Source organism: Anaeromyxobacter oryzae (genome assembly GCF_023169945.1).
In the GTDB taxonomy this organism is placed as follows: domain Bacteria; phylum Myxococcota; class Myxococcia; order Myxococcales; family Anaeromyxobacteraceae; genus Anaeromyxobacter; species Anaeromyxobacter oryzae.
Map to the genome: position 1 here is coordinate 6,516,926 of NZ_AP025591.1, position 24,592 is coordinate 6,541,517.

Sequence of the window (24,592 nt, forward strand, 5' to 3'; positions counted from 1 at the left end):
CCCCCCGGCGGGCCAGGAAGGGTCCCGGTCTGCGCGGACCTAGACGACGCGGTGCCGGGGCGGTTCGCCGCGGGCGACGCGCTGCAGCTCGTCGAGGACCATCCGCGCCATGGCGGCGCGCGTCTCGCGGGTTCCCGAGCCGAGGTGCGGCGTGAGGACCACGTTCGGGAGCCGCCGGAAGCGCTCCGGGACGCGCGGCTCGTCGCGGAACACGTCCAGGCCCGCCGCCGCGAGACGCCCCGACTCGAGCGCCGACGCGAGCGCGACGTCATCGACGACGGATCCGCGGGCGGTGTTCACGAGGATCGCCCCCGGCTTCATCCGGGCGATCCGCCCCGCGGAGAGGAGGTTCTCGGTCTCGTTCGTGAGCGGGACGTTCAGCGACACGAAGTCGGCGACCGCGAGGAGATCGTCGAGCGGCAGGCGCCGCGCCCCGGGGAACGGCACCTCGCGCGGGCCCGTGTACAGGATCTTCAGATCGAAGCCCGCCGCCCGGCGTGCCACCGCCTGCCCGATCCGCCCGAACCCCACGATGCCGAGCGTCTTCCCCGTCACCTGCGTCCCCAGCATCCACGCCGGGTCGAGGGCCGTCCAGCCGCCGGCGCGCACGATGCGGTCTCCCTCGGCGACCCGCCGCGCGGACGCGAGGAGGAGCGCCATCGCGTGATCGGCGGTCGCGTCCGTGAGGACGCCCGGGGTGTTCGTGACGAGGACGCCGCGCGCGCGGCAGGCGTCCAGGTCGATGTGGTTCACGCCGACTCCGTAGGACGCGACGTGCGAGAGCGCCGGCAGCGCGGAGAGGAGCGGGACGTCCACGCGGTCGATGTACGTGACGACGAGCGCTCGTGCGTCCCGGGCGGCGTCCACGAGCGCGGCGCCCGAGAGCGGGGCGGAGCCGCCGCGGATCTCGAACAGCGCCTCGAGCGGCCGGAGGTCGCCGCCGGGGAGCGGGCGCGCGATGCAGAGCACCGGCTTCACGGCTCGTCCTCCTGCTCCACCGGCCGGCCCGGCGACTCAGCGCCGTCGCCGGCGCGCGGGCCGGGGACGCGGTACGCCTCGCCGAGCCACTTGCCGAGGTCGATCAGCCGGCAGCGATCGGAGCAGAACGGGTGCGAGCGATTCGCCGGGCGCCGGGGCGCCGGGCGGCCGCAGATGGGGCAGGGAGTGGCGTCGCTGGGCACGGCCGGGATTTACCCCGGCGCCGCCGCTCGCGCCAGGGCGCTAGCTGCGCGGGCAGGTCCCGGGGAGCAGCGGCGCCACCGCTTCCGCGAGCTGCGCCGGCTCCACCTCGCCCCGGAACACCTGGCGGACGTGCCCCTCCGGATCGAGGACGAAGGTCGCCGGGTATCCCTGGATGCCCCACGGCTCGAGGGCGCCGGCGTCGGCGTCGAAGAGGATGGGATACGGGATGCTCCGCGCCGCAGCGAGCACGTCGGCGCGCCCGGACTCCTCGGCCACGCCGAGCATCTCGAAGCAGCGCCCCTGGTGAGAGCGGTAGAACGCGGCCAGCCCGGGCAGCTCGCGGCGGCACGGCGGGCACCACGTCGCCCAGAAGTTCACGGCGACGACCTTGCCCTTCAGCGAGGAGAGGTCCCGCGCGCGGCCCTCGAGGTCGGGGAGGACGAGCTGCGGCGCGGCGGCGCCCTGCGGCGGGAGGATCCGGTCCGACCTCCGGACCAGCAGCTGCGTCACGACCACCGCTGCCACGACCAGGACCGCCAGCTTGAGCCAGTTCGTCATCCTGAGACCTCGCCCCGGGGAGTATAGCCACGGCCGTCGCCCGGCCCCATGGGCTCGGAGCCACGCGCGGCGCCGAGGGTTCCATCCGTCATCCCGCGGGGGCCCGGCCATCGGAGGGACCGCGCGGCGCCTCGACACCGGCCCCTACTTGGCGCCGGAGCTGCTGGTGACGTTCCCCACCGCGCTGCCGGAGCCGGAGATGAGGAGGGTCTTGAGGTCGTCGTCCGTGAAGAAGATGCCCGCGCCGAAGAAGACGTCGGTGCCGATGTTGAACTTCCGGCCGCCGACGCTCGAGAGGCTCTGCCACCGGTTCAGGAAGTCGTCGACGCCCGTCGTGAGGAAGAAGTGCTGCAGCAGGTTGTAGTTCAGCCAGACCTTGGCGCGCGGGTAGACGTTCTGGCCGACGCGGGTGAACTGGTACATCGAGACCGAGAGCTGGAGCGCGTCGTCGAGGAGGTGGAGGTCGGTCCCGACGCCGCCCGAGCTCTCGATGAGGCCGGCCCGGAACGTCATCGCGCCGTACCGCTTCCCGATCTGGGCCGAGAAGGTGTACCGGTCCTCGTGCAGCGTCCGGTTCACGACGGTCGTCGTCTCCGTCGTGGAGCCCGGCTGACGGGTGGTGATGGTCTCCGTCGTGAGCGTGTCGACACCGCGCGGATCGCTCACCACCTCGAGCAGGTAGAACTTGTCCGGGCGGGGCAGGAGCTTCGCGCCCACGTAGATCTTCGCGCCCGGGCGGCCCTCCTCGATGCTCTGGTTGAGGAGCCACTCGGAGCGGAGGTTCAGCTCGATCTGGAGCTTCTGCAGCCGGTCGACGTAGTCCGACACGCCCTCGATGGCGTTGCCGAGCTTGCGCCCGAGCCGCTCGTCGACGAGGAGCTTGCCGGCGACGCTCTTCCCCTCGTTCACCTTCCCGAGCATGTCGTCGAGCTTGGCGAGGCTGTCGTTCAGCCGCGCCACGGCCTGCTGCACGCCCTTCGCCTGCGCGCGCGCCTCGGCCTGCGCCGGCGAGAGCGGGCCGCCCGCGGCGGGCGCGCCCGGGGCGCCCGGGGCGCCCGATGCGCCGGGCACGCCGGTCGCGCCCGGAGCGCCCGGCTCGACGCCGAGGATCGTCTGCGCGCTCGCCGCGACGGTGCGGAGCTGCGCGGTGAGCTCGTCGACGTTCCGGATGATGCTGTGGATCCGCTCCTTGTCGCGCCCGGAGATGTCGCGGAGGTCGCCGGTGAACTCGCGGGTGTTCGCGAGGATGTCGGTGAGCGTCTGGCCGTTCTGGCTGACGACGGTCTCGACCTGCCGCGTGATGCGCGCGAGGTTCTCGATGATCTCCCGCAGGCTGCCCTGGTCGCCCTTCACCGTCGCCGCGAGGTCGCCCGTCACGATCTGGACGTCGTTCGCGATCTTGGCCATGGAGTCGAGGAGCTGCTGCACGCTCGTCGCCTCGCGGACGCAGGTGATCTCGCGCTCCGACTCCGGCAGCGACGAGAGGAGCGGCTTGTCCTCCGAGCCGGGCACGACCTCGAGAAGCGCGTCGGGCAGCAGCGCCGACGGGAACGCCTTGAAGAGGCAGGCGTCGGTGTGGAGCTGGACGTCCTTCTTGATGCGGATCTCGAGGAGCGCCTTCGCGCGGTCGAGGGAGATCTTGGTCACCTCTCCAATCTGAATGCCCGCGATCTGCACCCTGCTCTTCCAGGTGAGGCCGGTCGCGTCCGAGAAGTGCGCCCGCACGAGGTAGCTGTCGCCGCTCGAGTAGCCGCCCTTCTTGAAGAAGGTGAACGCGAACAGGAACGCGGCCCCCGCGATCGCGACGAGGACGCCGACGGCGACAGCCTTGTTGAGGGCGGGCTTCACGGCGTCGCGCTGGACGAGTCTCGGGTCACTGCTTCTCGAACCACGTGGAGAGGAACCGCTGCACGAAGGGGTCCTTGCTGTCGCGCACCTCCGCGGGCGTCCCCTCGGCCGCCAGGTGCCCATCGTAGAGCACCGCCAGGCGATCGGCCACACGGAAAGCGCTGGCGATGTCGTGCGAGATCACCATGCTCGTGATACCGAGCCGCTCCTTGGCGTGGAGGATCATCTCGTCCACGTAGTTCGTGGTGATGGGATCGAGACCCGTGGTCGGCTCGTCGTAGAGCACGACCTGCGGGTCGGAGACGAGCGCCCGCGCCAGCGCGACGCGCTTCCGCATGCCGCCGGAGAGCTCCGCCGGCCAGCGCCCCAGGACCTCCTCGCCGAGATCCACCACCTTGAGCTTCTCGACGACGCGCGTGCGCACCTCGTCCGACTTGATGCGCTCGCCGCGGTGGCGCTCGCGGAGCGGGAACGCGACGTTGTCGAACACGTTCATCGAGTCGAAGAGTGCGGCGCCCTGGAACACCATCCCGAACTGCTGCCGGGCCTCGGTGAGCGCCTTCCCGGTGAGCGCGGAGATCTCCACGCCCTCCACGATCACCCGTCCGCGGTCGGGCTTCAGGAGGCCGATGACGTGCTTCATGAGCACGGTCTTCCCCGAGCCCGACCCGCCCAGCACGACGTAGGTCTGCCCGGTGGGCACGGTGAGGTTCACGCCCTTCAGGACGTGGTTGTCGCCGAACGACTTCCAGAGATCGATCACCTGGATCACGGCGGAGTCAGGTCCCCACGAAGATGACCGTCGCCGCGTAGTCCGCGACGAGGATCGCGATGGAGCTCGCCACGACGGCGCGCGTGGTGCCCTCGCCGACGCCCCGCGCGCCCCCGCTCGCGGAGTACCCGCGCCAGGTCGTGATGACGGAGACGATCGCCCCGAAGACGACCGCCTTCCAGAGCCCGTGGAAGATGTCGTCGAGGCCGACGAACTCGCGGGTGTGCGCGATGAACGGCCCCTCCGGGATGCCGGCCACGTAGATGCCCATCAAGTACGCACCCGCGTATCCGAGGGCGTCGAACAGCATCGTCAGGACCGGGAACATCGCGATGGACGCGATCACCCGCGGGACGACGAGGTACTGGATGGGCGAGACCGCCATCGACTCCATGGCGTCGAGCTGCTCGGTCACCCGCATCGTGCCGAGCTCGGTCGCGATGGCGCTGCCTGCCCGGCCCGTCACCATGAGCGCCGTGAAGACCGGCGACAGCTCGCGCGAGAGCGCGAAGGCGGTCGAGCCGCCCACGTAGCCCTCCGCGGCGAACTGCTTCATCGCGTAGTTCATCTGCAGCCCGAACACCATCCCCGCGAACGTGCCCGTCACCCCCACGATGAACGCGGAGCCCGCCCCGATGAAGGCCATCTGGGCGAGGACGAGCTCGAGCCGGAACGGCGGGCGGAACGCCCACGCGACGGTCTCGACGGCAAAGAACAGCATCCGCCCGAAGTCCTCGAAGGCGGCACGAAGCGCTCTCATCGCGGCGCATTCTCGCACGCCGCCCCCCGGAGCGCCCGTTTTCGCGCGGGCGGGGAGGTGCGGTCGCCGGGGGTCGTCGCTATACTGCGCGCCCCCATGGTCAAGGTCGGCGGCGAGGTCGATGCGTTCTGCACGAAGTGCCAGCTCACGCTGGCGCACACGGTCCACGCGGTGGTGTCAGGGCGGCCCGTGAAGGTCGAGTGCAACACCTGCCACGCCGTCCATCGCTACAAGGGGCCGATCGGCGCCGCGAAGGCGGCGGCCAGCCGTCCGGCGGGCTCGAGGGCCGCCGTCCCGCGCGAGCGGCCGGTGGCCGTGGCGTTCGACGAGCTGCTCGGCACCCGGAACGTCTCCGGCGCCCAGCCGTACTCGCCGAAGAAGACGTTCGCGGTGGACGACGTGGTCGATCACCCGATCTTCGGCCGCGGGTTCGTCTCCGCGATCCGCGACGCGGGGAAGGTGGAGATCACCTTCCGCTCGGACGTGAAGATCCTCGTCCACGGCCGCGGGTAGGCCCTCCGCGCACAGCGGCGGCCGCTTCCCCGCCGCCTCCCCTTCCGGTAGCTTCGCCGTCGGCTCCTCCCTCCGACATCCCGCGCCACGCGCGGGGAGCTGGTGATCCGATGCGTTTCGCCCTCGCACTCGCCGTCGTGGCCGCCCTCCTCTCGTGCGGCCGGTCGAAGGCGCCCTCCCCCGACGCCACTCCCGGCGCCGCCGGCGCGGCGGCCCCGGCGACCGGGCCCGTCGCCTCGAGCGCGTACGTGACCGCCGTGGTCGCGCTCCGGCGCGGGCCGACCGACGCCGCGAAGGTGCCCGGGCCGACCGGCAAGGACGTCACCAACTACCTCGCGACGCTCCACCGCGGAGAGAAGGTGACGCTCGTCGAGGCGAAGGACGACTGGGCCAGGATCCGCCTCTCCGACGACCACGAGGGCTGGCTCCGGCGCACGGCGCTCCTCGAGGACGCCGCGACGGAGGCGACCGTGCTCGTCGCCGCGGACGTGTTCGACCGCCCCGAGCTGCTCGCCGCGAACGCGAAGCGGAAGATCGAGCCCGGCACGCTCGTGCTCGTCCTGAAGCAGCGGCCGCCCTTCGCGGAGGTCAACGTCGCCGGCGCGCAGACGGCGTGGGTGCTCGCCGAGCGCCTCGCGACGGGCGAGAAGGAGGTCGCGGTCGCGAAGCTGGTTGAGAAGGCGCGCTGGCTCGTCCGGGCCGGCAAGAAGGACGAGGCCCTCCAGGCGCTCGCCCTCGCCCGCGAGCACTTCGCGGGCGTGGCCCTCGTGGACGTGCTCGCGAAGGAGCTCGGCGACGAGCCGCCCGCGCCCGACGGCGCGGTGGTGATCCCGGCCGGCGGCCCGGCGCCGGGCCAGCCGGAGAGCGCGCCGAAGCAGTAGCTTCACCCGCGCAGCGCCGCGAGGGTCTCCGCGAGATCGGCCGGGAGCGGCGCCTCGAGCACGAGCGCCGCGCCCGTCGCCGGGTGGCGCAGCTCGAGCCGCGACGCGTGGAGCGGCGTGCGCCCGAGCAGGATGCGGGCGTCGGGACCGCGCAGCGGCTCCTCCTGCCCGTAGTCCGGGTCGACGGCGAGCGGCCAGCCCGCGTCGGCGAGGTGGACGCGGATCTGGTGCGTCCGGCCGGTCTCCGGCAGCGCCTCCACGAGGGCGAGCGCGCCACCGGCCCACGGCCGCGCCGGGAACGTCTCGACCAGGCGGACCACCGTCGCGGACGGCTTCCCGCGCGGATCCCCCGAGCGCGCGGGCCGCATCCGGCCGCGCCGCGCGGGCGCGATGGGGACGTCGATGCGCCGCTCGGGCGGCGGGGAGCCGCGGACGAGGGCGAGGTAGCGCTTCCGCGGCTCGCCGCGATCGAACGCGAGGTTCAGCGTCCGGTGCGCCTCGGCGGTGCGGGCGAACACGAGGACGCCGCTCGTGCCGCGGTCGAGCCGGTGGACGACCCACAGCCGGCCGTGGCTCGCCTCGAGCTCCTCGCGGAGGCTCGGCTCGCCGCCCTGCCGGCCGGGGATCACGAGCCGGCCTGGGGGCTTGTCGACGGCGAGGACGTATCCGTCCTCGTGGAGGACGGCGGGGGCGGTCATCGCGGACCTCAGACCATCTTCCGGGCCGGGACGATCCTCACCGGCCCGAACCGCTCGAGCCCGCGGGCGATGGCCTTCGCCGGCCCCACCGCGACCACGACCCGGCGCTCGAGCGGGAGGTAGCGACGCGCTGCGGCCCGGCACGCGTCCGGCGTGACCGCCCGGACGCGATCCCGGAAGCCGGTCACCTCGTCGTCGGGCAGGCCGAACAGCTCCAGGTCCGCGAGCTTCTCCGCGAGCTGATCGTGCGTCTCGAGCGAGAGGGGATACAGGCCGCAGAGGTAGCTCTGCGTCCGCTCCAGCTCCTCGCCGGAAGGCCCCTCCTCGGCGAAGCGGGCCGTCTGATCGAGCGCGACCTGGACGATCTCCGTGGTGGTCTCGACCTTCGTGAACGTCGAGATGAAGAACACGCCACCGGCGCCGTTCGTCGCGAACCGGCTCCGGACGCCGTACGACAGGCCGCGCTCGACGCGGATCGCCTCCATCAGGCGGGAGGTGAACCCGCCGCCGAGGATCGCGCTCGCCACCATCCCGGAGAAGTAGTCCGGGCTCTTCCGCGGGAAGCCCTCGGACACGATCCGGACCTGCGTCTGCGTGAGGTCCGGCTTGTCCACGACGACGACGGCGGTGCGGGGCGGCGCCGGGGGCGCCACCGCCGGCCCGGCGCCGCCGGGCGCGCGCCAGCCGCCGAACCGGCGCCGCACGAGCGGCAGGACGTCGGCCGTGCGGACCGCGCCGACCACGACCACGAACGCCTCCGATGGCCGGTAGTGGCGGGCGTGGTACCCGACGACGTCGCCGCGCCGTGCCGCGGTGAGGTCCTTCACCCGCCCCTCGGCCGCATGACCGTACGGGTGATCGCCGTACGCCGCCGCGAGCATCGCCCGGTCCGCGACGACGCTGGGCTCGTCGAGGTCGTGGGCGAGGCCCGCCACCTCGCGCCGGCGGAGCCGGTCGACCTCCTTCGCCGGGAACGTCGGGCCGGTCGTCACGTCGGAGAGGATGTCGAGGCACCGCGGGAGGACCTCGACCGGCGCCGACAGGCCGAAGTAGGTCGCGTCCTCGTCGACGCCGGCGCCGAGCTCGGCGCCCAGCGACTCCACCGCGAGGTCGATCTCCGGCCCCGACCGCGTCCGCGTGCCCCGCCGCGCGGTGAGCGCGACCAGGTGGGCGAGCCCGGAGCGGCCCGCGGGATCGAGGGAGGCGCCGCCGCGGAGCACGAGGCGGGCCGCCACGAGCGGGACGCCGCTCCGCTCGGCGACGATCACGGCGAGGCCGTTCGGGAGCCGCTCCCGGTGGATCGGCGGCAGCGTGATGGGAGCGCTCACCGGATCACCTCGGGCTCGAGGACGACGACGCACCTGCGGGTCGGATCGAGGTACTCGGCCGCGACGCGCCGCACGTCGCGCGGCGAGACGGCCGCGTAGTGCTCGAGCGCGCGGCCGGCCTCGCGCCAGTCCCCGAGGAGCGCCTCGGCCTGGCCGAGCGCGTGGGCGACGCCGTGGTGCGTCGCGAGCTCGTGCAGCACCGAGCTCCGGAGGAGGGCCTGGGCTCGCTTGACCTCCGCGGCCGTGACGCCCTTCTCGGCGGCCCGGGCGACCTCCTCCCAGAGGACCGCCTCCGCCTTCGGCACCGTGACGCCGGGCGACAGCTCCGCGAACGCGAGGAAGACGCCGGGGTCGATCCGCCACCCCCAGCTGATGGAGACCGAGACCGCGAGCTCCAGCTCCTGGACCATGCGCCGGCGGAGGCGGGAGGACTCGCCCACCGCGAGGCAGACCTGCAGGACGTCGAGCGCCGCCGAGTCCGGGCTGCGCGCCGCCGGGCCGCGCCAGCCGGCGAGGAGCGCCGGCGCCTGGGCGGGATAGCGGACGGTCGCGCGGCGCTCGCCGCGCTGCGGGGGCTCGCCCTGCGGGACCGGCGCCGGGCGCGGGCCGGCAGCGACGTCGCCGTACAGCCGCTCGACGAGCGCGATGGTCTCGTCCGACTCGACGTCGCCGACGACGTAGACCGCGGCGTTGTTCGGCGCGTAGTAGGTGCGGAAGAAGGCCTCGCAGTCGTCGCGCGTGATCCGCTGGATGTCCTCCATCCACCCGATCACCGGCCAGCGGTACGGGTGCGCAAGGAAGACGAGCGCCTCGAGCTGCTCCTCCATGAGGCCGAAGATCGAGTTCTCCGTGCGGAGGCGGCGCTCCTCCTTGACGACCTCGCGCTCCTGCTCGAGCGAGTCGGACGTGAGGCGGAGCGACCGCATCCGGTCGGACTCGAGATCGACAACCGTGGGCAGGGCGTCGGCCGCGAAGTCCTCGTAGTACGCCGTCACGTCGTTCGAGGTGTAGGCGTTCGAGTGTCCGCCGCGGGACTCGAGCACGCGGTCGAACTCCTTCGGGCCGTACTTGGCGGCGCCGTTGAACATCATGTGCTCGAAGAGGTGGCTGATCCCCGTCGTGCCGAGGCGCTCGTTGCGCGAGCCGACCTGGAAGAAGGTGTAGTAGCTCACGGTCGGGACGCTCCGGTCCGGCAGGACGCGGACGCGGAGGCCGTTCGGGAGCGTGTGAGCCCGCACGTCGGCGAGCTCGAGGACGGACGGCGTGGGTCGCGGTGGCACGTCGCGAAGATAGCCGCGCCACGCCACACCGTCCACGGAAGCGCCCGGCCGCTCGCCTCGGGCCGTCGGACCCCCGGGTCGTTTGCCGACCCGGGGCTCCGGACCGATATCAGGAATGGACCGCGTTCCTCTGCGTGTTCCCAAACCTACCGTCGATAGGACCCAGGGTCGGTGGACGGTCCAAAGCCGTTGGACCTAAAACGACCGACCGCGCGACCCTTGGAGTCCGAGACCTTCACCACGCGGATCCAGCCCTGACCCCATCCACCATGCCCAACAAGACGAAGACGCAGCGTGACCCTCGCCGCGACGACCTGCGCCGGCTCGGCGAGCGCGTCCGCGAGCACCGCCGCACGCGCGGAATGACGCAGGAGGCCCTCGCGGAGGCCCTCGAGCTGTCGGTCGCCTACGTGAGCCTCATCGAGCGCGGCGGCCGGAACCCGCCGTACACGACCGTCGTCGCCATCGCGCGCGCTCTCGGCATCCCCGCCGCCCGCATCGTCGCCGAGGAATGAACCAGGCGGTGGGCCGCGGCGCTCCGCCGCGGCCCGCCTCGCGTCACAGCGAATCGATCGGCCGCCCGCACGCCGCGCAGCGTCCCGCCCGCCGGCGGAGCGGGAGGCCGCAGCCCGGGCACCGCTTCACGTTCGGCTCGCGCGGCCGCGCCGCGGCGCGCCCGTCCCCCTCCGGAGCGCGCCCGGCCTCGAGTCGCGCGACGCGGGCCTCGAGCGCCTCGACGCGCGCGAGCAGCTCCTTCACGGTGGGGCGCCTCGACGAGGACACGGGGTCGCGAGCGTGCCACGCCCCGCCGTGCGGTCAAGTTCCACGGCCGGCCGCCCGCCCCCGCGGTGCGTTGAGCCCCTCCGGCCCCCGTGTTATCTCGCCCGGGCGATGGACACGCCGAAAGGCTCCGCCGCGGCCGAGGCCGCCGTGCCTGCCGGGTCGTCGGGCGTGACGGCGCCCGCGCCCCCGCCCGGGCGCGCCTACGACGATCCCCGGATCCAGGCCCTGCTCGAGCTGCCCCACGCCGGCCACCGCGAGGTGCCGCGCGCTCGCCAGATCTTCGTCAACCGGAACCTCCGGATGGACAGGATCGAGCTGGTCGGCTTCGACATGGACTACACGCTGGCGATCTACCACCTGCGCCAGCTCGAGACGCTCGCGTTCGAGATGACCCTCGCGCGCATGATCGAGTTCATGGGGTACCCGCCGAGCATCGGCGGGCTCCAGTACGATCCCGAGTTCGTGATCCGCGGCGTCGTGGTGGACAAGCAGTACGGCAACATCTTCAAGATGGACCGCCACAACCACGTCGGGCGCGCCTACCACGGCCGGCGGCAGGTCCCCGTGGAGATGGTCCGGCGCCTCTACCGGGACGAGAAGATCCACCTCTCGCTCCCGCGGTTCGCCTGGATCGACACGCTCTTCGCCCTGCCCGAGGCGTGCCTCTTCGCCCTCGTGATCGAGCTCCTCGAGGGCCAGGGCCAGCGCGTCGACTACCACCAGCTGTTCGACGACATCCGCGAGGCGATCGACACCGTCCACCGCGACGGCTCGCTCAAGGCCGAGGTGAAGAAGGACCTCGACCGCTACCTCGTGAAGGACCCGGACCTCGGGCCGGCGCTCCACCGCCTCCGCTCCGGGGGCAAGAAGCTCTTCCTCCTCACCAACTCGCTCTGGGACTACACCGACGCGGTGATGTCGTACGTGCTCGACGGCGTGCTCGCCGAGTACCCGAGCTGGCGGAACTACTTCGACGCGGTGATCACGGGCGCAGCGAAGCCGGCGTTCTTCTCGGAGCGCCGGCCGCTGCTCGCGCTCGGGCCGAAGGGCGAGCCCCTCGGCGAGGCGACCGCGCTCGAGCGCGGCAAGTGGTACGAGGGCGGCGACCTCTCGACGTTCGAGCGGCTGATGGGCATCGGCGGCGATCGCGTCCTCTACGTCGGCGACCACATCTACGGCGACATCCTCCGGTCGAAGAAGAGCTCGCTGTGGCGCACCTGCATGGTCGTGCAGGAGATCGAGAGCGAGATCGCCTGGCTCGAGCGGAACCAGGAAGCGCTGCAGGAGATGGCGCGGCTCGAGGAGCTGCGCCTGCGCGTCGAGGACGAGATCGCGGTCCACCGCGCCGCGCTGAACGTCCTCGATCGCCGCCTCGAGCGGGAGGAGCCGAACGCCGAGGAGCGCGACGGCCTCGAGGCGGAGCGGCGGCGCAACAAGCTCGAGCTGGAGGGGCTCCGCCGCGCGCTCCGCGACGCGAACGGCCGGATCGAGGCGCTCGAGCGCGCCGTCGAGGAGGGCCTGAACCCGTACTGGGGGCTCACGTTCAAGGAGGGGAACGAGAACTCGCGCTTCGGCGAGCAGACCGAGGTCTACGCCTGCCTGTACACGAGCCGGGCCTCGAACTTCGTCTTCTACTCGCCGATGCAGTACTTCCGCTCTCCGCGCGCGGCGATGCCCCACGAGCGCACCGCGCTGGTCCGGATCTCGCCCTACGGCGACCAGCACGGCGCCCCGGTCGCCGGCGACCGGCCCTCGAAGGCATCGAAGGCCTCGCGGTAGCGCCGGCCGCTCCGGCTCAGCGCTGGGCCACGATCCGGAGCGGAGGCGAGCCCGGCAGCTCCCGGGCGGCCGCGCCCCCCGCGACGTGGAACGCGGCCCCGCGCTCCCCGAGGTGCCGGAGCACGGCCCCGACGAGGAGCGACTCGCCGACCAGCTCGAGCAGCTTCTCGAGCGACGCGAGCGCGGCATATCCGACGGTGCCGTGAGCCCCCGAAAGCCGGAGGATCTCCTCCACCGCCTTGACTCCGAGCGCGCCCGAGAAGAAGAGGCCGAAGGACACGAACAGGAGCCGGCGGACGCGCGGCGAGACGTCCTGCAGCAACGGGAGCATCGCGACGGCGGCCGTGGTGACCACCGCCGCTGCGGGGATGATCCAGGCGTCCCGCATTCCGGCGGCGGACGCGCCGAGCACGGCCTTCACCGGCCCGTTCAGCCGGTCGTGCAGCGAGCTCATCTCGTCGAAGGAGCCGACCACCGAGAGGACCGACAGCGCAGCCCAGAGCAGGAACTGCGTGCGCCGCCCCTGCCGCGCCTCCACGGCGGCTCCGAGGGACACGAGCGCCGCGCACAGGAGGAGCGCGCCCGACCACCGGGTGGTCAGGTTCTGCTCGAGCTGCACGTCGAACGCGCGGAACACCAGGCAGCGCAACGAGCCGGGCACGCAGCCGGAGGCTGCCTCCACGCAACGGCCGGTGAAGCTCGCGACGACGAGCAGCCCAGACACCGTGAGCAGCGCGCCGACCACCCGGCGCACCGGCACCTCGATCCACGGACCACGGCGTTCCATCGCTCCCCCCATCCACGTCCTCCGCTCCGGAGCGCTGCTCGACTGTAGCGCCGCGCTTCCGGCGTGGTCGAGGGTCGGGCCCGCTCCCGGTTGCGTGTCCCACGTTCTCCCGGCGTTCACCCGATCGCACCCGTCCGCGGCGCGTGCGAGAATCGCGCATGCGCTCCCCGCCCCTGCCCTCCGCGGAGCTCCCGCTGGCTCACGTCCTCGACGCGGCGCCACGGCTCGTCGTGCGCCAGGCGCGCGACTGGACGGAGCTCCTCGACCTCGAGGCGCCGAACCGGTACGCGCTGCTCACGGAGTCCGGCGCCCTCGCCGGGATGGCCGCGGAGTACCCCGGCGGCGCCGGCGCCTGGATCGGGCGCTGGTGGCTCCGCGCACGGCGCCCCTTCGAGATCGGCGTCTACGGCTCCGAGGAGCGCCGCTACCCGGCGCTGCGGTTCCGGCGGCCCTGGACGTGGTGGCTGTCGGTCCTCGAGGTGACCGACGCCGACGGGCGACCGGTCGGGACGGTGCGGCAGCGGTTCACCTGGTTCCGCCGCCGGCTCGATCTCGAGGCGCCCGACGGCCGCGTGCTCGCCCGGGTCGTCGGCCCCGTGTGGCGGCCCTGGACGTTCCTCGTCGAGGCGCCGTCGGGACGCGAGGTCGGACGCATCGAGAAGCGCTGGTCCGGAGCGGTGACGGAGCTGCTCACGAACGCGGACACGTACCGGGTCACGATGCCCCCCGGCGAGCCGCGCCTGCGCCGCCTCGTGCTCGGGGCGGCTGTGCTCGCGGACTTCCTCTGGTTCGAGGAGCACGACTGAGCGACGCGCGGATGCGCGCTTGACCCCGCCCCGGCGCGCACGTAAACCCGTTCGCGGCAGAGCGTCCTGGGCTGGTGCCGGGCCCGGTCTTCAAAACCGGTGGATGGTGCTGAGAGGCGCTGTCGGGGGGTTCGATTCCCCTGCTCTGCCGTGCCGCGTCCGCCGCGCCGCCGCGTCCAGGCGCCCACGGCTGTCGCCGCCCGGACACGCGCCGGGAACGGATTCCTCCGTGTTCCTGCCGCGCGCGCATCGGCCCCGCGCTTGCAGCACACCGCCGCATGCCCTCCCTCGGCCACGTCGCCGTCGGCCTCGCCGCCGGCCGGCTCCACGCGGAGGACCGGCCGCGCCGGCTCGCGGCGACGGCGCTGTTCACCGCGCTGTCGACGTTCCCGGACCTCGACGTGCTGGCGCGCCGCCTCGGCGCCGGGCGCGGGTCCCCATGGCTCCACCGCGGCGCGCTGCACTCCGTCGCGATCGCGGCGGCGGCGGGCCTCCTCGCGGCGCTGCTCGCGGGCGGCCTCGGCCGTTCGCGCCTCCGGACGGCGCTCACCGGTGCGGCCGTCGCCGCCTCGCACGGGTTGCTCGACACGCTGACCGGCGGCGGCGCGGGGGTGATGCTCCTCTGGCCTCTCGACACGGTCCGGCGGCTCGCGCCGTGGACGTTGCTGCCCGCCGCGCCAATGGGCCTCCGGTTCCTCTCCGTGTCCGGTCTCGAGATCATGGCGACGGAGGCGGTGCTGTTCCTGCCGCTGCTCGTGTATGCGCTCTGGCCATCCGGCGCGCCCCGCCCGGGGCCATCCGTCGCGTGCCAGGGTCCGCGATAGGATGACGCGCATGTCCCCCCTCGTCCGCTTCGCCACCACCGCCGAGGATCTCGAGGCGGCGTTCGCGCTCCGCCGTGCGGTGTTCGAGGTCGAGCAGGGCGTGCCGCGCCCGCTCGATCGCGACGCGTTCGACGACCGCGCCTCGCACGTCGTCGCCTACGACGCGTCCGGCCGCTGCATCGGGACCGGGCGCCTCGTGCGCATCACGAGGCGGACCGGCCAGATCGGGCGCGAGGCGGTCCCGGCGGAGCACCGCCGCTCCGGCATCGGAGCCGCGCTCCTCGACGCGCTCGAGCGCATGGCGATCCTCCAGGGCCTGCGCGAGCTCACGGTGCACGCGCAGCTCCCGGCGGAGCCCTTCTATCGCAAGCGCGGATACGTCGCCGAGGGCGAGCCGTTCGTGGATCAGGGCGTCGCGCACGTGCTCATGCGGAAGGTCCTGGTGCCCTGAAGCCGGCCCGCGGCGGCTCGCCTCGAGCCCGCGCGGACGCGCTGCGCGCGGGCGGTGTGTGCGCCGCACCGCCCCCCGTCTGGCCGGGTTGGCTCTGCGTGAGGAGCCTTCGTAGCATCGGCGCCTCCCCCGCTCTCCCTGGAGGCACCCGTGCGCACGTCCCGCTCGCTCCCCGCCGCGCTCGCGGTCACCGCCGTCCTCGCCGCGTGCGAGGGCGCCCGGACCGACCCGAACCTCACTCAGGAGCAGGCTGCGCTCGCCGCGCAGCACCTGATCCGCAGCTGCGGCACGGAGAACCCGACCGCCGCCGAGCTCGACCGCGTCTCGAAGGAGATCGACGCGCGCCTCGCGGCGACCAACGCGCAGGCGCTCGCGCTGCGCGCCGCGGGCTCGGTCACGATCCCGGTCTGGTTCCACGTCGTGAACCAGGGGGCGGGGGCGGCGAACGGCGACGTCACGCAGGCGCAGCTCGACGACCAGCTGCGTGTCCTGAACGATGCCTACGCTGGGCGGACCGGCGGCGCCGCGACGCCGTTCACGTTCACGCTCGCGGGCGTCACGCGAACGACCAACGCCACCTGGTTCAACAGCTGCGACGTATCGTCGGTCGAGGCGCAGATGAAGACCGCGCTCCGCAAGGGCGGCGCGGGGACGCTGAACCTCTACACGTGCAATCCGGGCGGCGGGCTCCTCGGCTGGGCGACCTTCCCGTGGAGCTACGCGTCGACCCCGGCGATGGACGGCGTGGTGATCCTGTACTCCTCCGTCCCGGGCGGCGGCGCCGCGCCGTACGATCTCGGCGACACCGCCACGCACGAGGTCGGGCACTGGGTCGGCCTCTATCACACGTTCCAGGGCGGCTGCACCGCGACGGGCGACAGCGTCTCGGACACCAACGCGGAGAGATCCGCCGCCTTCGGCTGCCCGAGCGGCCGCGACAGCTGCGCGGCGAAGAAGTACCCGGGCGTGGATCCGATCGACAACTTCATGGACTACACCGACGACTCCTGCATGTTCCGCTTCACGCCGGGGCAGGCCACCCGCTCGGACGCGCAGTTCGCGACGTACCGCCCGGCGCCCTGACGCCCGCGCCGCCCGCCCGTCCGGTCCGACCGGGCGCGGCGGGCCGCGCGAGCCGTTGCCTACGCCGCGACCGCGACCGGCACGAGCAGCGCGGAGATGGAGTCGACCGTCGCGCGGATGCGGGTCCGCGACGCCGGGTGCGCGACCACCGCGTCCACCGCGCGCGCCACCGCCGCGGGGCCGGCGCTCCGCTCGACGACCGCGTCCGCGCCGAGGCTGCGGAGCTGCGCGCGGACCGCGGGCGACGCGGCGGTGGCGAGCACCACCACCGGCAGGTCCCGCTCGCCGCCCGCGTCGCGGATGAGCCGCAGGAACGACCAGCCGTCGCGGCCGGGCAGGTCGAGGTCGACGACGAGCACGTCGAGATCGAGCAGCGCGTCGAGGAGGACCGCGACGCCCTCGGCGCCGTCTCCGGCGGAGAGCACCTCGTAGCCGTGGCACTGCAGGGCGGTCCGGAGGAGCCGCACCACCACCGCGTCGTCGTCGAGGAGGAGCGCCCGGGGGCGCCGGTTCGTCGTCGGGGTCGGGGGCGTCGCGCTCATGCCCCATCGACGGGCCACCCCGCGCGGTATTCAGGGGGACCGAAGCACCGCGCGGCGCAGCGCGTCATCACGCTCCGGCGAAGCCGACCGGGCAGGACACGCCGGTCCCGCCGATCCCGCAGTAGCCGTCCGGGTTCTTCGCCAGGTACTGCTGGTGATAGTCCTCGGCGTAGTAGAACTCCGGCGCGTCGCGGACCTCCGTCGTGACCGGGCCGCCGCCCGCCCGCGCGAGCGCGGCCTGGTAGACCTCGCGCGAGGCGAGCGCCGCCCGCTGCTGCGCGTCACCGTGGGTGTAGATGGCGGAGCGGTACTGCGTCCCCACGTCGTTCCCCTGCCGCATGCCCTGGGTCGGATCGTGGTTCTCCCAGAAGATGCGGAGGAGGTCGGCGTACGGGACGCGCCGCGGGTCGAACACGATCCGCACGACCTCCGCGTGGCCGGTCCGCCCCGTGCACACCTCGCGGTACGTCGGGTTCGGCGTCTCGCCGCCCTCGTAGCCGACCGCGGTCGCGTACACGCCGGGCAGCTTCCAGAACAGCCGCTCGGCGCCCCAGAAGCAGCCCATCCCGAACTCCGCGATCTCGAGCCCCTCCGGGAACGGCGGCACGATCCGCGCGCCGCTCACGAAGTGGGTCTCGGGGACGGGCATCCTCTCGCGCCGCCCGGGGAGCGCCTCCCCGGCTGCCGGTAGACTCGTCTTGGCTCCGAACATGTGCGGGGATCTAGCGTCCCCCCAGGCCGGGGGCAGCGCGCCGGCATTGCCCCGGCGGGGCCTTCCCCGGGCCGCGCGCCCGCGGCACAACCGGCGGCGCAGCTCGGCAGTCCTTCACCGAAAGGAACCTCACATGAAGCAGCGGATCGCCCTCGCCCTCCTCCTCGGCGCGCTCGCGTCGCCCGCGCTCGCAGCGCCGAAGACGTACCAGGTGACCGGGCCCGTCGTGGACGTCACGGACGACACGATCACCGTCCAGAAGGGCAACGAGAAGTGGGAGATCGCCCGGACGGCCGAAACCAAGGTGACGGGCGAGCTCAAGAAGGGCGAGAAGGTCACCGTCGAGTACCGGATGAGCGCCACGAGCATCGAGGTGAAGGCCGCGAAGGCGTCCAGCGCGAAGGCGAAGAAGTAGGCGCCGCGTTATCGAGCCTCCCCGGGGCGGCGACGCCCCCGGGAGGCGCCATGCTGCGGAAGGCGATCGTCGATCTCGTCGAGGGCGGGCGGATGGCGCGGGAGGCGCTCGGCGGGGGCGGCTCGGCCCGCGTCCTCGCGTCGATGCTCGGTCCCGCGTGGCGAGGCCTCGTCGCCGGCCGCGCCCGCACCGCGCCTGCGACCGCGATCCCCGTGGCCGGCGACGCGACGTTCGACTGGCGCTACGCGCGGAGCTTCCCCGAGCTGGCCCGTCTCTACGAGGCCGCGAAGTCGTCGCAGTGGAACGCGGTGACCGACCTCGACTGGGCGCAACCCGTCGATCCGGACGATCCCGCCAGGCCGCTCCTCCCCGAGGACTTCCTCCCCTTCGCGTCCCTCCCCGCCTTCCGGAGGGCGAGCCCCGCCGAGCGCCGCGACCAGATCCGCTCCCACCTCGCCTGGACCCTGTCCCAGTTCCTCCACGGCGAGCAGGGGGCGCTCCACGCCGCGGCGCAGGTCACCGAGGCGGTGCCCTGGCTCGACGCGAAGCTCTACGGCTCGACGCAGGTGGTGGACGAGGGGCGCCACGTCGAGGTCTTCCACGCGTACCTCACGCGAAAGCTCGAGAAGCTGTACCGGATCGACGACAACCTCTACGTCGTCGTCGACGCGCTCATGACCGACGCCCGCTGGGACGTGAAGTTCCTCGGCATGCAGATCCTCGTCGAGGGGCTGGCGCTCGGCGCGTTCGGGATGATCCGGCGGATCACCGCCGAGCCGTTGCTCCGCGACGTCCTCCGGTACGTGATCACCGACGAGGCGCGGCACGTCCACTTCGGCGTGCTCGCCCTGGAGCGCCACTGCCGCGAGCTCTCCGAGCGCGAGCGCCGCGACCGCGAGGAGTGGGCGTTCGAGGTCGCGCTGCTGCTCCGGAGCCGCTTCCTCGCCCACGAGTTCTACGACGAGTACTACGGCCACGCGCTCCGGCGCGCCGAGTGGGACCGGGTGATCCTCGCGTCCGGCATGATGGCGCTCTTCCGCGAGACGATGTTCAGGCGGATCGTCCCGAACCTGAGGCGGATCGGGCTCCTCTCCGACCGGATCCGGCCGCGGTACGCCCGCGCCGGCCTGCTCGCGTACGAGCACGAGCGCGCCGCGCCGGATCTGTCGGCGGAGGATCTGCTCTGACGACTACTCGTGCTTGAAGCCGACGCGCAGGGTGACCTGGAACTCGAGCACCTTCCCGTCCTTGATCGCGCCGCGCTGCTCCGCGACCTCGAACCAGCTCATGTGCCGGACGGTCTTCGACGCCTCCTCGATCGCGACGCGCGTCGCCTCGGCGAAGCTGGTCGGCGACGTCCCCACGATCTCGATCTTCTTGTAGACACCGGGCATGTGGACTCCCTCCTCGCGCGGCGGGCGCTCGCGGCGTTGACGTTGGGTCACCATCATGGCGTCGCGATGCAGGCGCATGCCCGCCCTTTTCGGGGCGAAGCGCCCGGTCGCGGCACGCGCCGCAGACGAGCCGCGGACGGCCTAGTGCCCGGGACCGCGGCGCGCGCGCCAGCGCGCCACGACGGCCTCGACGTCGAACGGGGCGAGGGACGTCGGTGGTCCGGTGACGGCGGTCGCGTTGAGCCTGCGGATCTTCGCGTTCATCGTGGCGAGCCGCTCGCGCACGACGCGCTCGTCGTCGAGCCGCGCGATCTCCTCCACGAGCGCCTCGGCCTCGTGCCGGATCGCGATGGACTCGGGGAGCGCCGAGAGCTTCTCGCGCTTCAGCTTCTCCTTGATCCACCAGGCCTCGGGCAGCTCGCCGCCGGTGAGCGGCAGGGGCCGGCCCGCGCCGGAGAGGCGATCGAACGCGCCCTCCTCCTGGGCCTCGCGGATGAGCCGCTCGACGTACGACTCGAACCGCTCGTTCGGCTTTCGCTTGGGCTCCGACACGCCGATCGAGATCTAAGCCGCGCGCGCCCGCCCGCAACCCGCGCCGCCGGCGGCGCGCGGCGGGCTAGACGCCACCGAGGTACGTGTAGCCCTTCATCACCGACTCGTAGAAGTCCTGGAGCGACACGCCCTCCTTCGGGCGGATCGCGCCTTCCTTCACCTTCTGGTCGAGCGCGGTCTTCACGCGCCGGAAGAGGTCGGCGGGCTCGTACTGCACGCGCGAGAGGACCTTCTCGATCGTGTCTCCCGGGATGACCTCCTCGATGTAGAAGTCCTCCGGATCCTCGTCGTCCACGAACACGTGGATCTCGTTCACGCGCCCGAACAGGTTGTGCATGTCGCCCATGATGTCCTGGTAGGCGCCGGTCATGAACATGCCGAGGTAGTACGGCTCGCCGGGCCGGAGGGCGTGCAGCGAGAGCGTCTCGTCGACCCCGTCGCCCTCGATGAACCGGTCGATCTTCCCGTCCGAGTCGCAGGTGATGTCGACGATGGTCGTGTCGCGGGTCGGCGCCTCACCCATCCGGTGGACCGGGACGATCGGGAAGAGCTGATCGAAGGCCCAGTGATCCGGCGCGCTCTGGAACAGCGAGAAGTTCGCCATGTACTGGTCGGCGATCTTGTCGCCGAGGTCCTTCGTCTCGCGGGGGAGCCGCTTCTTCCCGCGGTTCAGGTCGGCGATCCCGCGCACGAGCTTCCAGAAGAGGCTCTCCACCACCGCTCGCTCCTCGAGGCCGAGGATGCCGAGCTTGAACATCTGGAGCGCCTCCTCCTTCTTCGCCGCCGCGTCGTGGTACGCCTCGGCCCGGTTCCGCGGGGTCATCGACGCCACGATCTCGCGCATCTCGCGGACGACCTTGGGCTCGTTCGGCTGCGGGATCGACGCCTGCGCGATCTCCTCGACCGAGCCGATCTCGATCTGGCCGAACACGTTCATGATGATGCAGGAGTGGTGGGCGGTGACGGCGCGCCCGGACTCCGAGACGATGTGCGGCTCGGGGACGCCCTCGTTCATGCAGACGCGCTGCACGTTGTAGACGATGTCGCCGACGTACTCGTCCATCGTGTAGTTGACCGACGACGTGTAGCCGTTCGAGTGCGTGCCCACGTAGTCGACGCCGAGGCCGCCGCCCACGTCGAAGTACTCGATGGGGAGCCCCATCTTCCGGAGCTTCGCGTAGACCCGCGCGCCCTCGTTCACCGCGTCCTTCACCACCCGGATCTCGGTGAGCTGCGACCCCACGTGGAAGTGGAGGAGCTTCGCGCAGTGCTCCTTCCGCGCCTCCTTGAGGATCCGGACCGCGTGGATGAGCTCCGGGACGGTGAGGCCGAACTTGGCGAAGTCGCCGGAGGAGCCCTCCCACTTCCCGGTGCCCCGGGTCGTGAGCTTCGAGCGGAGCCCGATCATGGGCTCCACGCCCAGCTCGTCGGCGAGCCGCAGCAGGTGCGGCAGCTCGGAGAGCTTCTCGATGACGACGATCACCTTCCGGCCGAGCTTCCGGCCGAGCAGGGCGAGGCGCAGGAACTCCTCGTCCTTGTACCCGTTGCAGATGGTGAGCGCCTCGGGGTCGGCGTTCATGCCGAGGACCACCAGCAGCTCGCCCTTGGAGCCTGCCTCGAGGCCGTAGTGGTACGGCGCGCCGGCGTCGAGGATCTCCTCGACGACCTCGCGCATCTGGTTCACCTTGACCGGGAAGACGCCGTAATAGCGGGCGCCGTAGCTCATCTCGGCGATCGCCTTCCCGAACGCCTCGTTGATCTGCTTCACGCGGGCGCGGAGCACGTCCTGGAAGCGCACGACGCACGGGAATCCGATGTTCCGCTCCCGGATGTCCTCGACCACGTCCATGAGGTCGATCACCGGACCCGGCTGGCCCATCGGGTGGACGACCACGTGCCCCTTCTCGTTCACCGAGAAGAAGCCGGCGCCCCAGCCGCTCAGGTTGTAGTACTGCGCCGCCCGATCGATGGACCAGTCCGCGGGGGCCATCGCCGTCGTCGCGTCGCTGCGCTGCTCGGGGATGCTCATGTCGCGTGCTGATCTACGACACCGCGGCCGAGAAATCGAGAGCACCGCCGTCGACTTCCGCGGCAGGGTCCGTTAGGAGTTCTGGCGCGGTGACGCCCCCTCGCCTGAGACCCCGCCCGCCGCCAGCGGGTGCCTCGCTGAAGGAACGGCTCGCGGGCGCCCGCGTCGTCTTCCGGCAGCTCCCGGGGACGCTGCGCCTCGTGTGGGAGGCCGACCACCGCGGCGCCGTCCTCGTCGTGGCGCTCACCATCGTCCTCGCGCTCCTCCCCGCGGCCATCGCGTGGGTCGGCAAGCTCATCGTGGACGGCGTGGTGGAGGCGGCGCGGAGCGGCGCCGCCGCGGACCGCGCCCGCGTCCTCCGGCTCGTCGCGGGCGAGGCGGGGCTCATGGCGGTGCAGATGGCCGGCGGCCGCCTGGTCGGCCTCCGCCGCGAGCTCCTCCGCGGCGCCCTCGGGAACCTCGTGAACGAGCGGATCCTCGAGAAGGCGCTCCGGCTCGAGCTGCGCCACTTCGAGGACAGCGACGTCTACGACAAGATGCAGAACGCGCGGAGGGAGGCGTCGTCGCGGCCGCTCTCGCTGGCCATGCAGACCCTCGCCATCGGGCAGCACACGGTGACCCTCGCCGCCCTCTCCGGGCTCCTCCTCCGGATCTCGCCGGTGAGCGTCCTCGTCATCGTCGCCGCGTCGATCCCCGCGTTCCTGGCCGAGGCCCGCCTCTCGGGCGAGTCCTTCCGCGTCTGGACCTGGCGCGCTCCGGAGGGGCGCCGGCTCAACTACCTCGAGTGGATCCTCACGCGCGACTCCCACGTGAAGGAGGTCAAGCTGTACGGTCTCGGGCCGCTCGTGCTCGGCCGCTACCGCGAGCTCTTCCGGAAGTTCTTCGACGAGGATCGGAGCATCGCGATCCGCCGCCTCCGCGCCGGGGTCGTGTTCGGCCTCGTGTCGCTCGCGGCGTTCTACGGGATGCTCGCGGTGATGGCGGCGCGCGCCGCCCGCGGCGCGATCACGCTCGGCGACCTCACGCTGTACATCGCGGTGTTCCGGCAGGGGCAGGCGGCCGTGCAGTCGGTCCTCACCGCCGTGGGCGGGCTGTACGAGGACGCGCTCTTCATGTCGAACCTGTTCGCATACCTCGAGATTCCCACGGGCGGCGAGGCCCCGCGCCTCCAGCCCGCGCGCACCCTCCCCCGCGGCCGGCCCCAGCTGCTCGAGCTTCGCGGGGTGTCGTTCCGGTACCCGGGGCGGCAGGACTGGGCGCTGCGCGACCTCTCCCTCACGCTGGCGCCGGGGGAGAAGCTCGGGCTCGTCGGCGAGAACGGCGCCGGCAAGTCGACGCTCGTGAAGCTCCTGCTGCGGCTCTACGACCCGACCGAGGGCGAGATCCGCTACGGCGGGGTGGACCTGCGCGACCTCGATCCGGAGGACCTCCGGAGCCGCGTCGGCGCGGTGTTCCAGGACTTCGTCCGGTACCAGTTCACGGCTGCGGAGAACATCGGGCTCGGGAACCCGGCCCGCGTCGAGGACCGCGGCCGCGTCGTCGAGGCGGCCCGGCGCGGCGGCGCGGACGGCGTCGTGACGGCGCTGCCGAAGGGCTACGACACGGTGCTCGGCGGGTGGTTCGAGGCGGGGCACGAGCTGTCGTCCGGGCAGTGGCAGAAGCTCGCGGTGGCGCGCGCGTTCATGCGGGACGAGGCCGAGGTGCTCATCCTCGACGAGCCGACCGCCGCCATCGACGCCGAGGGGGAGCACGAGCTGTTCGAGCGGTTCCAGGCGCTCGCGGCCGACCGGACGGCCATCGTGATCTCCCACCGGTTCTCCACGGTGCGGATCGCGGACCGGATCGCGGTGCTGCACGGCGGGCGCCTCGAGGAGCTCGGCTCGCACCGCGAGCTCATCGAACGGGACGGCCGCTACGCACACCTGTTCAGGCTGCAGGCGCGCGGGTACCTGGACTGATGCGCGGGGTCGAGCAGATCCCCTGGCTCTACGATCTGGGCCTCGCGTGGTCCGAGGCGCTCGGGTTCCGTCGCTGGCGGACCTGGCTCGCCGCCGGCGCGCGGGGGCTGACCCTGGACCTCGGCACCGGCACCGGGCGCAACCTGCGGCACCTCCCGCCCGGCGCGCGGGCGATCGCCGTCGACCCGCACCGGGCGAACCTGGCCCGGGCCCGGACCCGGGGGCCCGGCGTGCCGCTCGTGCTCGCGCGCGCCGAGGCCCTCCCGTTCCGGGACGGCGCCTTCGACAGCGCGCTGTGCGGGCTCGTGCTCTGCAGCGTCGAGGACCCGGCGCTCGCGCTCGGCGAGCTCCGGCGCGTCCTCCGCCCCGGCGGCGCCGTCCGGCTCGTCGAGCACGTCCGCTCGCCGGGGCTCGCCGGCCGGCTCCAGGACCTCGTGCAGCCTGCCTGGACCCGGTTCACCGGCGGTTGCCATCCGAACCGCGAGACGGAGCGCACCGTCAGGGCGGCTGGGTTCCGGATCGATGCGGCGTCTCGCCGCACACACCGGACCCTGCGCCGCCTCGAAATGCGCCGCTGACGGCGGCCAACTTCACCCTTGCGGGGCGCGCGTGACGTGGCATCCTCCCGCCGCGCAATTCCGCGCACCTCATCTTCGA

At 72.8% G+C, this 24,592-nt stretch carries 28 protein-coding genes and 1 tRNA gene; 13 read left to right on the top strand and 16 right to left on the bottom strand.

Going from position 1 to position 24,592, the window contains the following annotated elements; translation table 11 throughout:
* Positions 1-39: 39 nt before the first annotated feature.
* The 6 genes from AMOR_RS28645 to AMOR_RS28670 all read right to left on the bottom strand — a co-directional run bounded on the left by AMOR_RS28645 (position 40) and on the right by AMOR_RS28670 (position 5,120).
* On the bottom strand, positions 40-978 hold the full coding sequence (locus AMOR_RS28645; protein WP_248357175.1) for a 2-hydroxyacid dehydrogenase: 939 nt from the start codon (positions 976-978) through the stop codon (positions 40-42).
* Positions 975-1,181, bottom strand: a complete 207-nt coding sequence (locus tag AMOR_RS28650; RefSeq protein ID WP_248357176.1) for a DNA gyrase inhibitor YacG — start codon at positions 1,179-1,181, stop codon at positions 975-977. Before AMOR_RS28650 ends, AMOR_RS28645 begins: the two co-directional genes overlap by 4 nt.
* A 40-nt stretch (positions 1,182-1,221) precedes the next feature.
* A complete protein-coding gene (locus tag AMOR_RS28655) occupies positions 1,222-1,740 on the bottom strand; it encodes a TlpA family protein disulfide reductase (RefSeq protein ID WP_248357177.1) in 519 nt (172 codons plus the stop codon).
* A gap of 144 nt (positions 1,741-1,884) precedes the next feature.
* Complete coding sequence (locus AMOR_RS28660) at positions 1,885-3,588, bottom strand: MlaD family protein (RefSeq protein ID WP_248357178.1); 1,704 nt, start codon at positions 3,586-3,588, stop codon at positions 1,885-1,887.
* Between the two features lie 25 nt (positions 3,589-3,613).
* A complete protein-coding gene (locus AMOR_RS28665) occupies positions 3,614-4,360 on the bottom strand; it encodes an ABC transporter ATP-binding protein (RefSeq protein WP_248357179.1) in 747 nt (248 codons plus the stop codon).
* A gap of 7 nt (positions 4,361-4,367) precedes the next feature.
* The gene (locus AMOR_RS28670; protein WP_248357180.1) at positions 4,368-5,120 is read right to left on the bottom strand and encodes an MlaE family ABC transporter permease; all 753 of its coding nucleotides are present in this window, start codon (positions 5,118-5,120) and stop codon (positions 4,368-4,370) included.
* 96 nt (positions 5,121-5,216) lie between these two features.
* Here AMOR_RS28670 and AMOR_RS28675 point away from each other — a divergent pair, with 96 nt between their 5' ends.
* A complete protein-coding gene (locus AMOR_RS28675) occupies positions 5,217-5,633 on the top strand; it encodes a hypothetical protein (RefSeq protein WP_248357181.1) in 417 nt (138 codons plus the stop codon).
* Between the two features lie 110 nt (positions 5,634-5,743).
* Positions 5,744-6,514, top strand: coding sequence for an SH3 domain-containing protein (locus AMOR_RS28680; RefSeq protein ID WP_248357182.1), 771 nt, complete (start codon positions 5,744-5,746; stop codon positions 6,512-6,514).
* A gap of 2 nt (positions 6,515-6,516) precedes the next feature.
* Here the strand turns inward: AMOR_RS28680 and AMOR_RS28685 are convergent, their stop codons facing one another.
* From AMOR_RS28685 to AMOR_RS28695, 3 genes are read right to left on the bottom strand one after another with little or no spacing between them, the layout of a single operon-like run.
* The gene (locus AMOR_RS28685) at positions 6,517-7,212 is read right to left on the bottom strand and encodes an RluA family pseudouridine synthase (RefSeq protein WP_248357183.1); all 696 of its coding nucleotides are present in this window, start codon (positions 7,210-7,212) and stop codon (positions 6,517-6,519) included.
* 8 nt (positions 7,213-7,220) lie between these two features.
* Positions 7,221-8,540, bottom strand: coding sequence for a M16 family metallopeptidase (locus AMOR_RS28690; protein WP_248357184.1), 1,320 nt, complete (start codon positions 8,538-8,540; stop codon positions 7,221-7,223).
* Complete coding sequence (locus AMOR_RS28695; RefSeq protein WP_404800928.1) at positions 8,537-9,856, bottom strand: M16 family metallopeptidase; 1,320 nt, start codon at positions 9,854-9,856, stop codon at positions 8,537-8,539. Before AMOR_RS28695 ends, AMOR_RS28690 begins: the two co-directional genes overlap by 4 nt.
* 233 nt (positions 9,857-10,089) lie before the next feature.
* Here AMOR_RS28695 and AMOR_RS28700 point away from each other — a divergent pair, with 233 nt between their 5' ends.
* Positions 10,090-10,335: a helix-turn-helix domain-containing protein gene (locus AMOR_RS28700; RefSeq protein ID WP_248357186.1), complete on the top strand. Its 246-nt coding sequence runs from the start codon at positions 10,090-10,092 to the stop codon at positions 10,333-10,335.
* A 43-nt stretch (positions 10,336-10,378) separates the two neighbouring features.
* On the opposite strand, the gene AMOR_RS28705 is transcribed toward AMOR_RS28700, so the two are convergent.
* On the bottom strand, positions 10,379-10,579 hold the full coding sequence (locus tag AMOR_RS28705) for a hypothetical protein (RefSeq protein ID WP_248357187.1): 201 nt from the start codon (positions 10,577-10,579) through the stop codon (positions 10,379-10,381).
* A 132-nt stretch (positions 10,580-10,711) separates the two neighbouring features.
* Between AMOR_RS28705 and AMOR_RS28710 the strand changes: the two genes are divergently transcribed.
* A complete protein-coding gene (locus AMOR_RS28710; RefSeq protein WP_248357188.1) occupies positions 10,712-12,382 on the top strand; it encodes an HAD-IG family 5'-nucleotidase in 1,671 nt (556 codons plus the stop codon).
* A 16-nt stretch (positions 12,383-12,398) separates the two neighbouring features.
* Here AMOR_RS28710 and AMOR_RS28715 read toward each other — a convergent pair whose 3' ends face one another.
* Positions 12,399-13,169 carry a hypothetical protein gene (locus AMOR_RS28715; RefSeq protein WP_248357189.1) on the bottom strand — a complete coding sequence of 257 codons (771 nt, stop codon included), beginning with the start codon at positions 13,167-13,169 and terminating at the stop codon, positions 12,399-12,401.
* A gap of 158 nt (positions 13,170-13,327) precedes the next feature.
* Between AMOR_RS28715 and AMOR_RS28720 the strand changes: the two genes are divergently transcribed.
* The 5 genes from AMOR_RS28720 (at position 13,328) to AMOR_RS28740 (ending at position 16,333) form a co-directional block, all read left to right on the top strand.
* Complete coding sequence (locus AMOR_RS28720; RefSeq protein WP_248357190.1) at positions 13,328-13,975, top strand: phospholipid scramblase family protein; 648 nt, start codon at positions 13,328-13,330, stop codon at positions 13,973-13,975.
* 55 nt (positions 13,976-14,030) lie between these two features.
* A tRNA-Sec gene (locus tag AMOR_RS28725) sits at positions 14,031-14,126 on the top strand.
* Positions 14,127-14,253: 127 nt separating this feature from the next.
* A complete protein-coding gene (locus AMOR_RS28730) occupies positions 14,254-14,799 on the top strand; it encodes a metal-dependent hydrolase (protein WP_248357191.1) in 546 nt (181 codons plus the stop codon).
* A 10-nt stretch (positions 14,800-14,809) separates the two neighbouring features.
* Positions 14,810-15,250 (top strand): GNAT family N-acetyltransferase, encoded by a 441-nt coding sequence (locus AMOR_RS28735; RefSeq protein WP_248357192.1) that lies wholly within the window; start codon positions 14,810-14,812, stop codon positions 15,248-15,250.
* Between the two features lie 150 nt (positions 15,251-15,400).
* Complete coding sequence (locus tag AMOR_RS28740) at positions 15,401-16,333, top strand: zinc metalloprotease (RefSeq protein WP_318653842.1); 933 nt, start codon at positions 15,401-15,403, stop codon at positions 16,331-16,333.
* A gap of 59 nt (positions 16,334-16,392) precedes the next feature.
* Here the strand turns inward: AMOR_RS28740 and AMOR_RS28745 are convergent, their stop codons facing one another.
* Both AMOR_RS28745 and msrA read right to left on the bottom strand, forming a co-directional pair.
* Positions 16,393-16,875 (bottom strand): response regulator, encoded by a 483-nt coding sequence (locus AMOR_RS28745; protein WP_248357193.1) that lies wholly within the window; start codon positions 16,873-16,875, stop codon positions 16,393-16,395.
* Positions 16,876-16,942: 67 nt separating this feature from the next.
* Positions 16,943-17,587: a peptide-methionine (S)-S-oxide reductase MsrA gene (gene msrA / locus AMOR_RS28750; protein WP_248357194.1), complete on the bottom strand. Its 645-nt coding sequence runs from the start codon at positions 17,585-17,587 to the stop codon at positions 16,943-16,945.
* A 133-nt stretch (positions 17,588-17,720) separates the two neighbouring features.
* On the opposite strand from msrA, the gene AMOR_RS28755 reads away from it, so the two are divergent.
* Together AMOR_RS28755 and AMOR_RS28760 are read left to right on the top strand one after the other, a co-directional pair.
* On the top strand, positions 17,721-18,002 hold the full coding sequence (locus AMOR_RS28755; protein WP_248357195.1) for a hypothetical protein: 282 nt from the start codon (positions 17,721-17,723) through the stop codon (positions 18,000-18,002).
* A 50-nt stretch (positions 18,003-18,052) separates the two neighbouring features.
* Positions 18,053-19,189: a ferritin-like domain-containing protein gene (locus AMOR_RS28760; protein WP_248357196.1), complete on the top strand. Its 1,137-nt coding sequence runs from the start codon at positions 18,053-18,055 to the stop codon at positions 19,187-19,189.
* A gap of 3 nt (positions 19,190-19,192) precedes the next feature.
* On the opposite strand, the gene AMOR_RS28765 is transcribed toward AMOR_RS28760, so the two are convergent.
* From AMOR_RS28765 to speA, 3 genes are all read right to left on the bottom strand, one after another.
* Positions 19,193-19,396 carry a dodecin gene (locus AMOR_RS28765; RefSeq protein ID WP_248357197.1) on the bottom strand — a complete coding sequence of 68 codons (204 nt, stop codon included), beginning with the start codon at positions 19,394-19,396 and terminating at the stop codon, positions 19,193-19,195.
* Positions 19,397-19,537: 141 nt separating this feature from the next.
* Positions 19,538-19,948, bottom strand: coding sequence for a DnaJ family domain-containing protein (locus tag AMOR_RS28770; RefSeq protein ID WP_248357198.1), 411 nt, complete (start codon positions 19,946-19,948; stop codon positions 19,538-19,540).
* 64 nt (positions 19,949-20,012) lie between these two features.
* The gene (gene speA, locus AMOR_RS28775) at positions 20,013-21,977 is read right to left on the bottom strand and encodes a biosynthetic arginine decarboxylase (protein ID WP_248357199.1); all 1,965 of its coding nucleotides are present in this window, start codon (positions 21,975-21,977) and stop codon (positions 20,013-20,015) included.
* Between the two features lie 89 nt (positions 21,978-22,066).
* Between speA and AMOR_RS28780 the strand changes: the two genes are divergently transcribed.
* Complete coding sequence (locus AMOR_RS28780; protein ID WP_248357200.1) at positions 22,067-23,935, top strand: ABC transporter ATP-binding protein; 1,869 nt, start codon at positions 22,067-22,069, stop codon at positions 23,933-23,935.
* Positions 23,935-24,513 (top strand): class I SAM-dependent methyltransferase, encoded by a 579-nt coding sequence (locus AMOR_RS28785; RefSeq protein ID WP_248357201.1) that lies wholly within the window; start codon positions 23,935-23,937, stop codon positions 24,511-24,513. Before AMOR_RS28780 ends, AMOR_RS28785 begins: the two co-directional genes overlap by 1 nt.
* Positions 24,514-24,592: the final 79 nt, after the last annotated feature.